The sequence below is a fragment of the Streptomyces sp. NPDC026538 genome (genome assembly GCF_055567535.1).
Map to the genome: position 1 here is coordinate 17605 of NZ_JBVHQG010000013.1, position 14567 is coordinate 32171.

The window sequence follows — 14567 nt, forward strand, 5'->3', positions numbered from 1 at the left end:
CGCCGGTCAGGCGTCGGAGACCGAGTCGAACGGCACCTGGCCTCGGGAGACGCCGCGCGCGTCCGCGTCCACCGAGCGGCGCAGCGCCTCATGCAGCTTGGCCGGGGTCAGGGCACCGAGGAAGCGCGATCCGTCGAGGACCGCGACCCACCCGGCGTCGTACTGGAGCATCACACCGAACGCCTGCTTCAGCGGGGCGCCGACCGGCACCCACGCGGTCATGCGGTGCGCGAGGTCTCCGACGGTGCCGCCGGCCGCCAACTCGTCCCGGCCCACCCAGCCGTGCAGGTCGCCGTGCGGGTCCAGGACCACCGCCCAGCGGGCGCCCTGCGCCCGCAACCGCGCCTCGGCGCTCTCGGCGGACTCGGCCGGGCGGGCGACCGGCGGCTGCTCCAGGTCGTCCGGCTGGATCTCGGTCACCGACAGCCGCTTCAGCCCGCGGTCCGCGCCCACGAACTCGGCGACGTACGGCGTGGCGGGCGTCCCCAGCACCGCACCCGGCGTGTCGTACTGCTCGATGCGTCCCTGCCCGTACACCGCGATCCGGTCGCCGAGCCGGACCGCCTCCTCGATGTCATGGGTGACCAGCAGCACCGTCTTGCGCACTGCGGCCTGCATCCTGAGGAACTCGTCCTGCAACTGCTCCCGCACCACGGGATCGACGGCGCCGAACGGCTCGTCCATCAGCAGCACAGGGGGATCCGCGGCGAGCGCGCGGGCCACGCCGACCCGCTGCCGCTGGCCGCCGGAGAGCTGGTCCGGGTAGCGCGGACCGAACGTCCCCGGGTCCAGGCCCACCAGGTCGAGCAGTTCGGCGGCGCGCTCGCGGGCCGCGGCCCGCTTCCAGCCGAGCAGGGCCGGAACGGTCGCGGTGTTGTCGAGGACCGTGCGGTGCGGGAACAGGCCCACCTGCTGGATGACGTAGCCGATGCGGCGGCGCAGTCGCACGGGGTCGATCCGGGCGATGTCCTCGTCGTCGACGAGGATCCGGCCGGAGGTCGGTTCGATGAGCCGGTTGACCATCATCATCGTGGTGGTCTTGCCGCAGCCGGACGGGCCCACGAGGGTGACGAGTTCACCCTCCGCCACGTCGAAGGAGAGGCCGTCCACGGCGGTCGTACCGTCCGGATACCGCTTGGTGACCTGCTCGAACCGGATCATTCCCTCACGCTAGCCGCGCCCTTTGCGGACCGCCCGTCGGCACGTATCAACGAGTGGACGGTGACCGTCCGGCACGAGGACGGCCGCGCCACCGCCTCGCGCCCCGCGCGCTTCGACACGGGTCTGCTGAGCACCGACGGCGTCACCGGCCGGGACGGCGCCGGCAAGCGACCGAACGGCGCGGGTGCCCCGCGGCCGCCGGGCGCCGCCGATGAGGGCCGCACCCCGCTGCCCCGGGTCCCGGGCGTGCGCCACAAGCCTTTCACGGACGGCCTCGCTGCATGCGAACTGCCGTCCGGTGACTACGCGTCGGCCTCGGCGCTCGGCGGATCGGCGCTGACCAGCACCACCTCCAGGGTGCGCGGACCATGCACTCCCTCGACCCGGTCCAGCTCGATGTCGCTGGTCGCGGACGGCCCGGAGATCCAGGTCAACGGGCGCGCTGGGTCGAGGCGTTCGAGGGCCCGCGGGACGGAGGAGACGACCTGGTCCGGTACCCGGACGACACAGATGTGATGGTCGGGGACGAGGGTGATGCGGCGGCGCCCCTGATCGGGGCCGCCGTCCAGCACGATCGTTCCGGTCTCGGCGATCGCCACCGCACACCCGGTGACCACACTGCCCACCTCGTCGAGCTGGTGCGGTGTGCTCTCAGCGAGGTCCGGGACCACCTCGGCGTCGGCCGCCGCGAGCCACTTCGCGTCCAGCCCCGCCGGCACGACCACCGTCCCGGCCCCGCGCTCGGCGACCAGCCGGCCGATCAGCGCGGCCAGTTCACCCTCCGCGCACCGATGCACGACCGCCCGGTAGTCCGCGAGGTTCTCGGCGAGCAGCTCCACCGTCTCGGTGACGCTGCGCTGCCCGTGCTCGCGCAGATACGCCCGCTCGAGGGGCGCCTCCTCACCCTGCACGTCGGCCAGCGCGCGCCCAACCCGGCCCAGGATCCGTTCCCTGCTGCTCACTTGGCACCGTCCTTTGCGCCGTTGGTCCGCTGCCACCAGTCCCGGAACGGCTCCGCCGGCAGGGCCGGCAGGTCCCGGGTCCCGCTCCATGCCTTGCCGGGGCCGGGCAATGTGCGGGGGTGGAGGCGGCGGCTGCGGGAGGCGAGCCGCTGGCCGGCGCGCAGGGCGGCCGGGTGCGAGAACGCCCAGCGGGCCGCCCGCATCGCGGCCCGCTCGGCCGCATGCCCCTTGGCCGGCTTGAGCAGCACCTTGTTGCCGTTCCGGACCGCCTCGCCGCCCTGCACGACCCGCTCGCGCAGGTGCACCAGCACCTCGGGGATGTCGATGGCGACCGGGCACACCTCGTAGCAGGCCCCGCACAGTGACGATGCGTACGGCAGCGAGGCGTCGATCTCGCTCGCCGTGCCCCGCAGCTGAGGGCTGAGGATCGCGCCGATGGGGCCCGGGTAGACCGAGCCGTAGGCGTGGCCGCCCGCCCGCTCGTACACCGGGCAGACGTTGAGGCAGGCCGAGCAGCGGATGCAGCGCAGCGCCTGGCGGCCGACCTCGTCGGCGAGGGTGTCGGTGCGGCCGTTGTCGAGGAGCACCAGGTGGAAGGTCCTCGGGCCGTCCCCGTCGGTGGTGCCGGTCCACGTCGAGGTGTACGGGTTCATCCGCTCGGCGGTCGACGAACGGGGCAGGGTCTGCAGGAAGACCTCCAGGTCCCGCCAGGTCGGCACGATCTTCTCGATGCCGACGACCGAGATCAGCGTCTGGGGCAGGGTCAGGCACATCCGGCCGTTGCCCTCGGACTCGACGACCACCAGGGTGCCGGTCTCGGCGACCATGAAGTTGGCACCGGAGATGCCGACCTTGGCGCGCAGGAACTTCTCGCGGAGGTGGAGGCGGGCCGCCTCGGCGAGTTCGGCGGGGGTGTCGGTGAGGCCCTCGGGCGCGGGGCGTCCCCACTCGCCCATCTCGCGACGGAAGATGTCCCGGATCTCCCCCCGGTTCCGGTGGATCGCCGGGACCAGGATGTGCGAGGGCCGGTCCTTGCCCAACTGCACGATCAGCTCGGCGAGATCGGTCTCGTAGGCCCGGATGCCCTCGGCCTCCAGAGCCTCGTTGAGCCCGATCTCCTGCGTGGCCATCGACTTGACCTTGACGACCTCCGACTCGCCGGTCTCCTTGACCAGGTCGGTGACGATCCGGTTGGCCTCGTCGGCGTCGGCGGCCCAGTGGACCGTACCGCCTGCCCCCGTCACCGCCTCCTCCAACTGGACCAGGTAGCGGTCGAGATGACGGAGCGTATGGTCCTTGATCTGTTTGCCGGCCTCGCGCAGCGCGGCCCAGTCGGACACCTCGGCGACCGCCTTGGCCCGCTTGGCCCGGATGGTGTGCGTGGCATGGCGCAGATTCTGGCGCAGGGTGGGGTTGTTGACGGCCTCGTGCGCGGCCTTCGGAAAGGCCGGCATCCCCAGATACGTTCCGCTCATACGGCCGGCTCCTCCTTGGTGCTCGCCAGGATCTCCGCGATGTGCACCGGCCGCATCCCGGTGCCGAGCCGGGTCATGGTGCCGCCGAGGTGCATGAGGCAGGAGTTGTCGGCCGCGCAGAGCACCTCCGCGCCCGTCGACTCGGCGTTGCGTACCTTGTCGGCCCCCATCGCCGCCGAGACGTCGGGGTTCTTCAGCGCGAACGTCCCCCCGAACCCGCAGCACTCCTCCGCCCCCGGCAGCTCCGCCAGTTCCAGCCCCTTCACGGCCTGGAGCAGCCGGCGCGGCCGCTCACCGAGCCCCAGACTCCGCAGCCCGTGACAGGTCGGGTGATAGGTCACCGTGTGCGGGTAGTAGGCGCCCACGTCCGTCACCCCGAGCACATCCACCAGGAACTCGGTCAGCTCGTACGTCTTCGGCACCACCGGCGCCAGCGCGAGCGCGAGGCCGCTGCCGCGGCCCTCCGCCCGGGCCCGCTCGCCCATCCGCGGGTACAGCTCCCGGACCATCGCCCCGCACGACCCGGACGGCGTCACGATCGCCTCGTACTCCCCGAAGACATCGGAGAAATGCCGGGCCAGCGGCTCCGCCTCATGGCGGTACCCGGTGTTGTAGTGAGCCTGTCCGCAGCAGGTCTGGGCCATCGGGAAGTCGACCTCGACGCCCAGCCTGGTCAGGAGTTTCACCATGGCACGGCCTGTGTCCGGATACAGCGTGTCGTTGACACAGGTCAGGAACAGGGCGACACGCATCGCGGCTCCTCGCGGTCGATCATCGGATGAGTGCAGAGTAATGGGCCGGTGCGGTCAGCGGGAGTCCCGGTTCACCGTGCGGCGAGTCGTGCCTCGGCCGCCGCCCAGCGGGCGGTGCCGCCGCGCGGTGTGTACCGGGTGAGCGGCTGGGTGCGCGTGAGCAGCCGCCGCAGGTCGGCCAGGTCGCCGACCAGACCGTCCGCACGGGCCTGGACCAGCACGTTCCCGAGGGCCGCCGCCTCCGTCGGACCTGCCACCACCGGCAGCCCGCAGGCGTCGGCGGTGAGCTGACAGAGCAGCGCGTTGCGGGTACCACCGCCCACCACGTACACCGTGTCCACCGGGTGATCGGCGAGCCGCTGTGCGTCGGTGACCGCCCGCCGGTGGGCGAGCGCCAGGGAGTCGAGAATGCACCGGGTGATCTCGCCGGGAGTCCGCGGCACCGGCTGCCCGGACGCCCGGCACGTCTCGGCGATCCGCTCCGGCATCCGGCCGGGGGCCAGGAAGGCCGCGTCCCCCGCGTCCACCACCGACCGCAGCGCCGGCACGCCGGCCGCCTCCCGCAGCAGCCCGCCCAGATCCGGGTCGCCCCAGGCCCGTACGCACTCCTGGAGCAGCCACAACCCCATGATGTTGCGCAGGTAGCGGACCGTGCCGTCCAGCCCCAGCTCGTTGGTGAAGTTGGCGGCCCGGCTCTCCTCGGTCAGCACGGGCGCGGCCAGTTCGAGCCCGGCCAGCGACCAGGTGCCGGTGCAGATGTAGGCGAACCGCTCACCTGCCGCCGGCACGGCGGCCACCGCCGACGCGGTGTCGTGCGAGCCGACCGCGGTCACCTGCACCGGTCCGCCGAGCCCCGTCTCCTCAAGGACCTCGGGCCGCAACACCCCGGCCCTGTCCCCGGGCCGCCGCAGCGGAGCGAACAGCCCGAGGTCGATCCCCAGCCGGTCCGCCACCTCGTACGACCAGTCGCGCGTCCGGGGATCGATCAGCTGGGTGGTGGAGGCATTGGTCAGCTCGGTGCCCTGCTCGCCGGTCAGCCAGTACGACAGCAGGTCGGGGATGAGCAACAGCCGCTCGGCACGGGCGAACTGGGCACTCGAACGCGCCGCAGCCAACTGGTAGAGGGTGTTGAAGGGCGCGTACTGGAGCCCGGTGCGGGCATACAGCTCCGCCGCCGGCAGGGTCGCCCACACCTTCTCGGCGACACCCTCCGTGCGGGCGTCCCGGTAGTGCACCGGGTTGCCGAGCAGCGCTCCGTCGGCGTCCAGCAGCCCGTAGTCCACGGCCCAGCTGTCGAGCCCGACGGAGTCCACCGGTCCCGCCGCCCGCAGCCCCTCCAGCACCCCGGCGTACAGGGCGAGTACGTCCCAGCGCAGCCCCTCCGGCACCTGTACCGGCCGGTTGGCGAACCGGTGCGCCTCGGCCAGCTCCAGCGAGTCGGGGCCGACGCGGCCGACCATGACCCGCCCGCTGGACGCGCCGAGGTCGACGGCGGCATAGGACCTGGGGCCGGTCATCGCAGGAACGCGGCCGCCACACCCGCGTCCACGGGCACATGCAGCCCGGTGGTGTGGGTGAGCTCCCCGCCCGTCAGCGCGAACACGGCGTTCGCCACATGCTCGGGCAGCACCTCACGCTTGAGGATGGTCCGCTGCGCGTAGAACTCGCCCAGCTTCGACTCCTCCACCCCGTACACGGCGGCCCGCTGCGCCCCCCACCCCCCGGCGAAGATCCCGGACCCCCGCACCACGCCATCGGGGTTCACCCCGTTGACCCGGATCCCGTGCTCGCCCAGCTCGGCTGCCAGCAGCCGCACCTGATGGGCCTGGTCGGCCTTGGTGGCCGAGTAGGCGATGTTGTTGGGCCCGGCGAACACGGCGTTCTTCGAGGCGATGTAGACGATGTCACCGCCGAGCCGCTGGGCGATCATCACCCGGGCCGCCTCCCGCGACACCAGGAAGGAACCGCGGGCCATGATGTCGTGCTGGAGGTCCCAGTCCTTAGCCGAAGTCTCCAGCAGAGGCTTGGAGATGGAGATCCCGGCGTTGTTGACGACGAGGTCGACCCCGCCGAAGGCCAGCACGGCGGCCCGGAAGGCGGCGGCGATCTGCTCCTCGTCCGTCACGTCGACGGTGACGGCGACGGCCCTGTCCGGCCCGCCGAGCTCCTCCGCGACGGCGGCGGCACCCTCGGCGTCGAGGTCGGCCACGACGACACAGGCTCCCTCGGCGGCGAGCCGGTGCGCGATGGCCTTCCCGATCCCGCTGCCGGCCCCCGTCACCAGCGCCACCCGGGTCGCCAGCGCCTTCGGCCCCGGCATCCGCCGGAGCTTGGCCTCCTCCAGCGCCCAGTACTCGATCCGGAACTTCTCCGACTCCTCGATCGGCGCGTACGCCGACACGGCCTCGGCGCCGCGCATCACATTGATCGCGTTGACGTAGAACTCGCCCGCGACCCGGGCCGTCTGCTTGTCCTTGCCGAAGCTGAACATGCCGACGCCGGGCACCAGCACGATCGCCGGGTCGGCGCCGCGCATGGCGGGGGAGTCGGGCAGGGCGTGCCGCCGGTAGTAGGCGGCGTACTCCTCGCGGTAGGCGGAGTGCAGCTCCCGGAGCCGGGCGACGGTCTCGTCGATGGGTGCGGTCGGCGGCAGGTCAAGGACGAGCGGCCGTACCTTCGTCCGCAGGAAGTGGTCCGGGCACGACGTCCCCAGCGCGGCGAGCCGCGGGTGCTCGGCCCGGGCCAGGAAGTCGAGGACGACCTCGGCGTCGGTGAAGTGCCCCACCTGCGCCTTGTCCTGGGAGGCGAGGGCTCGTACATACGGCGCGAGCGAGGCGGCCCGCTCCCGCCGCTCGGCCTCCGGCAGAGCGCCGTACCCCGCGACGACGGGCCCGAAGGGCTCCGGCCCGCCGCGCTCGGCGAGAAAGGCCTCGGCGGTGCGGATGATGTGGAGTGAGTTGCGCTCACACTCCTCGGAGGTGTCGCCCCAGGCGGTGATCCCGTGCCCGCCGAGGATGCATCCGACCGCCTGCGGGTTGGCGGACTTCACGGCCGCGATGTCCAGCCCCAACTGGAACCCGGGCCGTCGCCACGGCACCCACACCACCGAGTCCCCGAAGCACTCGGCGGTCAGCTTCTCCCCGTCGGCGGCACAGGCCAGCGCGATCCCGGAGTCCGGATGCAGGTGATCGACGTGCGGGGCGTCCACGAGCCCGTGCATGGCGGTGTCGATCGAGGGAGCGGCTCCGCCCTTGCCGTGCAGGCAGTAGTCGAAGGCACCCACCATCTCGTCCTCGCGCTCGACACCCGGATAGACACGGGCGAGCGCCCGGAGCCGGTCGAGCCGCAGTACGGCGAGCCCCGACTCGGTGAGCGTGCCCAGGTCCCCACCGGACCCCTTCACCCACATCAGCTCGACATCACCACCCGTGACGGGATCGGCCGCGGTGCCTTTGGCGGAGGCGTTCCCGCCGGCGTAGTTGGTGTTCCGGGGATCGGCACCGAGCCGATGGGCACGAGCGAGGAGAGCGGCAGCTTCGGGATGGCCGGACATAGAGGATTCCTTACTTCTCGAACGAGCGTGACTGCATTTCCCTGGGGGCGCGGGGAACTGCGCCACCAGCCACGACGGACCCGCAGTCCGCGAGCCACAGATCCCGGCAGACGCTTAGGCACCCCACCCCGCCTGCTGCCCCCCAACCCGCTCGGCGACAACCTTCTCGGCCCACCCGGACCGGGCATACGCGGCGAGCGGCTCCGGGTCCAACCCCATCTCGGCTCGCACCTCCCGCAGCAACGGCCGCACATCCGTGTCATACGCGTCCATCAGCACGGCATTCGCGCCGAGCACATCCCCCGCGGCCTGAGCGGCGGCCAACGCGCCCCGGTCCACCAGCAGTGCCTTCGCCGTGGCCTCCTGCACGTTCATCACCGAGCGGATGATCGCCGGGATCTTCGCCTCGATGTTGTGACACTGGTCGAGCATGAAGGCCACCTCGGAGGTGAACCCACCCCCGCCCACGACCTCGCACATGATCCGGAACAGCTGGAAGGGATCAGCGGACCCGACCATGAGGTCGTCGTCCGCGTAGAACCGCGAGTTGAAGTCGAACCCCCCGAGCTTCCCCTCCCGCAGCAGCGTGGCGACGATGAACTCGATGTTGGTGCCCGGCGCGTGGTGCCCGGTGTCGACGACGACCTGCGCCTTCGGCCCCAGCTTCAGGCAGTGGGCGTAGGCCGTGCCCCAGTCCGGTACGTCGGTCGTGTAGAAGGACGGCTCGAACAGCTTGTACTCCAGCAGCATCCGCTGCCCCTCACCCAGCCGCGCGTACACCTCGGCCAGCCCCTCCGCGAGCCGGTCCTGGCGTGCCCGGATGTCGTCCTGCCCGGGGTAGTTGGTGCCGTCCGCGAACCAGAGCTTCAGGTCGCGGGACCCCGTCGCGTCCATGATGTCGACGCACTCCAGCAGATGGCCGACGGCCTTGCGGCGCACCGCCGCGTCCGGATGGCAGATGCTGCCCAGCTTGTAGTCGTCGTCCTGGAAGGTGTTGGAGTTGATCGCCCCCAGCTTCAGCCCCTGCTTCCCGGCGTGCCCGGCCAGATCCGCGTAGTCGTCCACCCTGTCCCAGGGGATGTGCAACGCCACCGTCGGCGCGACCCCGGTCACCGCGTGGACCTGCGCCGCGTCGTCCAGCTTCTCCTTCGCCGAGCGCGGCACGCCCTGCTGGGCGAACACCTTGAAACGGGTCCCCGAGTTTCCGTACGCCCACGACGGCGTCTCGACGGCCTGGGTCTTCAGCGCGGCCTTCACCGCGGCGAGGTCGGTCACTTGGGAGCTCCTGGAGTATGAACGGTGAAACGATTCAGGACGGCAAAGTATGAGCCCCCCGAAGGGGTGTCAAGCACTCCGACCAACCTGGTTTTCCGTGACTCGGCCGTGACCTTAGGCTATCGAAATTTTTTCGATACGGACCCATTGACGTGACATGCCCGTGGTGCCTACGGTCCCGGCAATCCAGTTGAAACCTTTCACGACGCTGTGGGGTCGGTGCCGACCGTCTCGCCGGTGTCGTCGAGGAGCCATCCATGACCCACCCGTCCGACACGGGACCGGCCCCGGTGCTGGCGCTGCGGGACGTCTCCAAGTCCTTCGGTGCCGTCCGCGCCCTGCGGGACGTCTCCCTGGAGCTGTTCCCCGGTGAGGTGCACGCCCTCGCCGGGGAGAACGGCGCGGGCAAGTCGACGCTGATCAAGACCCTCGCCGGGGTGCACCGACCGGACGCCGGTCAGGTGCTGCTCGACGGTGAGCCCGTCGTCTTCCACGGCCCCGGCGACGCCCGCGACGCCGGAATCGCCGTGATCTACCAGGAACCCACGCTCTTTCCCGACCTGTCGATCGCCGAGAACATCTTCATGGGCCGGCAGCCCCGGCGGGCGCTGGGCCGGATCGACCACAAGGCCACCCGCGCGGCCACGGCCGCCCTGATGAAGCGGCTCGGCGTCGCCCTCGACCCCGACCGCCCCGCCCGCGGCCTGTCCATCGCGGACCAGCAGATCGTGGAGATCGCCAAGGCGCTCTCCTTCGACGCCCGGGTCCTGATCATGGACGAGCCGACGGCGGCCCTCACCGGCAGCGAGGTCGCCCGCCTCTTCGGTGTCGTCCGCACGCTGCGCGACCAGGGCGCCGCCGTGCTGTTCATCTCGCACCGGCTTGAGGAGATCTTCCAGATCTGCCGGCGGGTCACCACCCTCCGGGATGGCGCCTGGATCGCCAGCGAGCCCGTCGACGGCATGACCGAGGACGACCTGGTCCGCCGGATGGTCGGCCGCGACCTGGACGAGCTGTACCCCAAGCAGGACCTGCCGGTGGGTGAAGTCGCCCTCTCGGTACGGCGGCTGACCCGGGAGGGCGTCTTCACCGACATCTCCTTCGAGGTGCGCGCCGGTGAGATCGTCGGCCTCGCCGGGTTGGTCGGGGCCGGCCGCACCGAGGTCGCGCGGGCCGTGTTCGGCGTCGACCGCTGGGACGCGGGCGAGGTCGAGGTCAGGGGGCAGAAGCTGACCAACGGCGCACCCTCCGTCGCGATGTCCGCCGGTCTGGCCCTGGTCCCCGAGGACCGGCGCGCCCAGGGTCTGGTGATGGACATGTCCATCGAGCGGAACATCGGCCTGACCGGACTGCGTACGACCGTCAGGGCCGGCCTGATGGACCGCGGCGCCGAGCGCAGCCGCTCCCTCGACTGGGCGGTGAAGCTCCAGGTGAAGTACGCCCGGATCGCCGACACCGTCAACACGCTCTCCGGCGGCAACCAGCAGAAGGTGGTCCTCGCCAAGTGGCTGGCGACCGGACCGAAGGTGCTGATCGTCGACGAACCCACCCGCGGCATCGACGTCGGTACGAAAGCCGAGGTCCACCGCCTCCTCGGCGAGTTGGCCGCCGACGGGGTCGCCGTCCTGATGATCTCCTCCGACCTGCCCGAGATCCTCGGCATGGCCGACCGCGTGCTGGTGATGCACGAGGGCCGGATCACCGCCGAGATCCCGCGCTCCGACGCCACCGAGGAAGCCGTGATGGCCGCAGCGACCGGGAGGGCCGCCGCATGACGACCACCGCCGTGGGGAGGGCCGCCGCATGACGGTGACCACCTCCGAACAGACCTCCGTCGCCGAGACGCCCGAGTCCAGCGGGACCCGGCTCGTCGACCGTGTCTTCAAGATGCGCGAACTCGCCATCCTGGTCGTCTTCCTGGTGATGATCGCCGTCACCCAGGCCGGCAACAGCCAGTTCCTCTCCCAGCAGGGCATCAAGGACCTGCTGCTCAACGCGACCATCCTGGTGCTGGTCGCCACCGGCCAGTCCCTGGTGGTGATCACCAGGAACGTCGACCTGTCCGTCGGCTCCACGCTCGGCATCACCGCCTTCGCCGCCGGCGACTACCTGCACGGCGGCGGCGACACGGTCGTCGCGATCGTGCTGGCAGTGCTGCTCGGCATCGGCTGCGGACTGCTCAACGGCCTTCTCGTCAGCCTCGGCCAGGTACCCGCACTCGTCGTCACCCTCGGCACGCTGTACATCATCCGGGGCGTCGACTCGATCTGGGTCGGCTCCCGGCAGATCACGGCCGCCGATCTCCCCGGCGGGTTCAACGACTTCGGCTCGGGAGGGCTGTCGGCCGTCCCATGGCTCGCGCTGATCGCCCTCGCCGTCCTGGTCGCCACCGCCTACTACCTCAGACACTTCGGCAGCGGACGGGAGTTGTACGCCCTCGGCTCCAACCCGGAGGCGGCCCGGCTGGCCGGCATCCCGGTGCGCAAGCGGATCCTCACCGCCTACACCTTCTGCGGCGGACTCGCCGGACTGGCCGGGGCCATGTACCTGGCCCGCTTCGGCAACGTCGACTCCGGCACCGGCACCGGCTTCGAACTCACCGTCGTGAGCGCCGTGGTGGTCGGCGGCGTGGTCTTCACGGGCGGCTCCGGGAGCGTGTACGGCGCCGCACTGGGAGCGCTGCTGCTGACCTCCGTCAACAGCGTGCTGCCGGCCCTCGGGGTCAGCTCCGTGTGGGTTCTCGCCATCAACGGCTTCCTGCTGCTGCTCGCCATCGCCGTCGACCGGGTCGTGGCGCTGCGGGTGGCGGCCGCGCTGAAGAAGAAGTCGGCCCTCAAGAGGACCGCGATCAGCAAGGAGAGCACCAGCCATGCCTGAGTCCTTGACGCGTGCGATTCGCTGGGACACCGTCGTCGGCGCCCTGCTGGTCGTGCTGCTGTTGTTCTCCTTCGGCTTCGTGAACGGCTTCGGCAACTCGCTCAACCTGTCGTTCCTGATCGGCAACACGCTTCCGATCGCCCTGATCGCGCTGCCGATGACGCTGCTGGTCGTGGCCGGCGAGATCGACCTCTCGGTCGCCTCCACCGCCGGGCTCTCGGGCGCGGTCATGGGCAGGCTCTGGAACGAGGGCATGGCCATCGAGACGATCATCCCGCTCTGCCTGCTGCTGGGCGTGGTCTGCGGCCTGGTCAACGGTCTGCTGGTGACCCGGCTGGGCCTGCCGTCGCTGGCCGTCACCATCGGCACGCTCGCGGCCTACCGGGGCATCGCGCAGATCGTCCTCGGCTCGGACGCGGTCACCGACTTCCCCACGCAGTACCTCGACTTCGCGGCCGGCCGGCTCGGCGGCACGTTCCTGCCGCGGGCCTTCCTGCCGTTCCTGGTGCTGCTCGTGATCGCCGTGGTGGTGCTGCACGCCACGCCGTTCGGGCGGTCGCTGTTCGCGGTCGGGGCGAGCGAGGAGGCGGCGCGGTTCGCCGGGATCCGGGTGAAGCGGAACAAGCTGATCCTGTTCGTCGCCACCGGGTTGATGGCGTCCCTGACCGGGATCTTCTGGGCGTTGCACTACGCCAGTGCGCGGTACGACAACGCGACGGGGCTCGAACTGAGCGTCGTGGCCGCGGTGTTGCTCGGCGGTATCGACTTCGACGGGGGCCGGGGCACGCTGGGCGGTGCGATCGCCGGGGTGTTCCTGCTCGGGGCGTTGCAGAACGTGATGAGCCTGCTGAACGTCTCCGCGCAGTCCCAGATTGTCGTGACCGGTGTGTTGCTTGTCGTCTCGGTGCTCGGCCCGAGGGTTGCCAAGCAGGTCTCCCTCGCCAGGCATAGGGGTGCGAAGGCCGTCTGAACACTGCGGGCCGTGTGTGGCTGGTCGCGCCCGCGCGGCGGAGCCGCACATCCAATTCAGCCCCGCGCCCCCAGGAGGGGGCGCTTCCACCGCCCTTACTTCAAAGGAACCCTCATGCGTAAGTCATCCCTCCGGCGTGCCTGTGCCGCGCTGGCCGCTGTCTCCGCCCTCTCTCTCGCCGCCACCGCCTGTGGCGGTACCACCAAGAACAACTCCAGCAGCGACGCGTCGTCGGCGGCCACCTCGACGGCGAAGGCCGACCCGAACGCCGCCCTCAAGAAGGGCCTCACCGTCGGCTTCCTGCCCAAGCAGGTCAACAACCCCTACTTCACCTCCGCCGACAAGGGCGGCGAGAAGGCGCTCACCGAGCTGGGCTCCAAGTACAAGGAGGTCGGGCCCTCCAGCGCCACCGACACCTCCGGGCAGGTCTCCTACGTCAACACCCTCACCCAGCAGCAGGTCAACGCCATGGCCGTGTCCGCCCAGGACCCCGGCGCCCTGTGCACCGCGCTCAAGCAGGCCATGAGCAACGGGATCAAGGTCGTCACCTACGACTCCGACACCAACGCCGGCTGCCGCAACGCCTTCGTCTCGCAGGCCAGCGCCGAGGACCTCGGCCGTACCGAGGTGCAGCTGCTCGCCGAGCAGATCGGGTACAAGGGCGAGATCGCGATCCTGTCCGCCGCGCAGACCGCGACCAACCAGAACACCTGGATCGGGTTCATGCGGGAGGAGCTGAAGGACCCGAAGTACAAGAACGTCAAGCTGGTCAAGGTCGCCTACGGCAACGACGACGCCCAGCAGTCCTTCCAGCAGACCCAGGGCCTGCTCCAGCAGTACCCGGACCTCAAGGGGATCATCTCCCCGACCACCGTCGGCATCAAGGCGGCCGCCCAGTACCTGTCCGGCTCCAAGTACAAGGGCAAGGTCAAGCTGACCGGGCTCGGCACGCCCAACGACATGCGTCAGTACGTCAAGAACGGCACCGTCGACGCCTTCGAGCTGTGGGACCCGGCCAAGCTCGGCGACCTCGCCGCCCGCACCGCCGTCGCCCTGTCCTCCGGGCAGATCACCGGCAAGGAGGGCGAGACCTTCAAGGCCGGCGACACCACGTACACCATCGGCAAGGACGGCGTGATCAACCTCGGCAAGCCGACCGTGTTCGACGCGAAGAACATCGACCAGTTCAACTTCTAGGACATCAGGGGGCGTTGATGCAGCGGGTCTGTTTCCTCCTCAAGGTCCGGCAGGACCGCATCGCCGAGTACCGCGAACGCCATGCCGCCGTGTGGCCGGAGATGCGCGCGGCGCTCTCCGCCACCGGCTGGCACAACTACTCGCTCTTCCTGCGCGACGACGGCCTGCTGGTCGGCTATCTGGAGACCGAGGACTTCGAGGCCGCCCGGGCCGGCATGGCGGAAACCGAGGTCAACGCCCGCTGGCAGGCGGACATGGGGCCGTTCTTCGAGTCGCCGGCCGGCACCCGGCCCGACGAGGCGATGAAACCGCTCACCGAAGTGTTCCACCTCGCCTGACCCGTCC

At 70.8% G+C, this 14567-nt stretch carries 12 protein-coding genes; 5 read left to right on the forward strand and 7 right to left on the reverse strand.

Annotated features, from left to right (window positions below; translation table 11 throughout):
• Positions 1-6 precede the first annotated feature (6 nt).
• From ACZ4N4_RS38390 to rhaI, 7 genes are all read right to left on the reverse strand, one after another.
• On the reverse strand, positions 7-1161 hold the full coding sequence (locus ACZ4N4_RS38390) for an ATP-binding cassette domain-containing protein (protein ID WP_467597691.1): 1155 nt from the start codon (positions 1159-1161) through the stop codon (positions 7-9).
• 302 nt (positions 1162-1463) lie between these two features.
• Positions 1464-2123: a LutC/YkgG family protein gene (locus ACZ4N4_RS38395; RefSeq protein ID WP_467597694.1), complete on the reverse strand. Its 660-nt coding sequence runs from the start codon at positions 2121-2123 to the stop codon at positions 1464-1466.
• Positions 2120-3598 (reverse strand): LutB/LldF family L-lactate oxidation iron-sulfur protein, encoded by a 1479-nt coding sequence (locus ACZ4N4_RS38400; RefSeq protein ID WP_467597696.1) that lies wholly within the window; start codon positions 3596-3598, stop codon positions 2120-2122. Before ACZ4N4_RS38400 ends, ACZ4N4_RS38395 begins: the two co-directional genes overlap by 4 nt.
• A complete protein-coding gene (locus ACZ4N4_RS38405; protein ID WP_453567118.1) occupies positions 3595-4350 on the reverse strand; it encodes a (Fe-S)-binding protein in 756 nt (251 codons plus the stop codon). Before ACZ4N4_RS38405 ends, ACZ4N4_RS38400 begins: the two co-directional genes overlap by 4 nt.
• 71 nt (positions 4351-4421) lie before the next feature.
• The gene (locus ACZ4N4_RS38410) at positions 4422-5867 is read right to left on the reverse strand and encodes a rhamnulokinase (RefSeq protein WP_467597701.1); all 1446 of its coding nucleotides are present in this window, start codon (positions 5865-5867) and stop codon (positions 4422-4424) included.
• Positions 5864-7903 (reverse strand): bifunctional aldolase/short-chain dehydrogenase, encoded by a 2040-nt coding sequence (locus ACZ4N4_RS38415; protein WP_467597704.1) that lies wholly within the window; start codon positions 7901-7903, stop codon positions 5864-5866. The genes ACZ4N4_RS38410 and ACZ4N4_RS38415 overlap by 4 nt, the downstream gene beginning before the upstream one ends.
• A gap of 114 nt (positions 7904-8017) precedes the next feature.
• Complete coding sequence (rhaI, locus tag ACZ4N4_RS38420) at positions 8018-9178, reverse strand: L-rhamnose isomerase (RefSeq protein WP_453567112.1); 1161 nt, start codon at positions 9176-9178, stop codon at positions 8018-8020.
• A 257-nt stretch (positions 9179-9435) separates the two neighbouring features.
• On the opposite strand from rhaI, the gene ACZ4N4_RS38425 reads away from it, so the two are divergent.
• The 5 genes from ACZ4N4_RS38425 (at position 9436) to ACZ4N4_RS38445 (ending at position 14560) form a co-directional block, all read left to right on the forward strand.
• Positions 9436-10953, forward strand: a complete 1518-nt coding sequence (locus tag ACZ4N4_RS38425) for a sugar ABC transporter ATP-binding protein (protein ID WP_467597707.1) — start codon at positions 9436-9438, stop codon at positions 10951-10953.
• 28 nt (positions 10954-10981) lie between these two features.
• Complete coding sequence (locus tag ACZ4N4_RS38430) at positions 10982-12055, forward strand: ABC transporter permease (protein ID WP_467597710.1); 1074 nt, start codon at positions 10982-10984, stop codon at positions 12053-12055.
• Positions 12048-13025, forward strand: coding sequence for an ABC transporter permease (locus tag ACZ4N4_RS38435; protein WP_467597712.1), 978 nt, complete (start codon positions 12048-12050; stop codon positions 13023-13025). The genes ACZ4N4_RS38430 and ACZ4N4_RS38435 overlap by 8 nt, the downstream gene beginning before the upstream one ends.
• Before the next feature lie 114 nt (positions 13026-13139).
• The gene (gene rhaS, locus ACZ4N4_RS38440; protein WP_467597715.1) at positions 13140-14222 is read left to right on the forward strand and encodes a rhamnose ABC transporter substrate-binding protein; all 1083 of its coding nucleotides are present in this window, start codon (positions 13140-13142) and stop codon (positions 14220-14222) included.
• Between the two features lie 17 nt (positions 14223-14239).
• Positions 14240-14560 (forward strand): L-rhamnose mutarotase, encoded by a 321-nt coding sequence (locus tag ACZ4N4_RS38445; RefSeq protein WP_450756554.1) that lies wholly within the window; start codon positions 14240-14242, stop codon positions 14558-14560.
• Positions 14561-14567 lie beyond the last annotated feature (7 nt).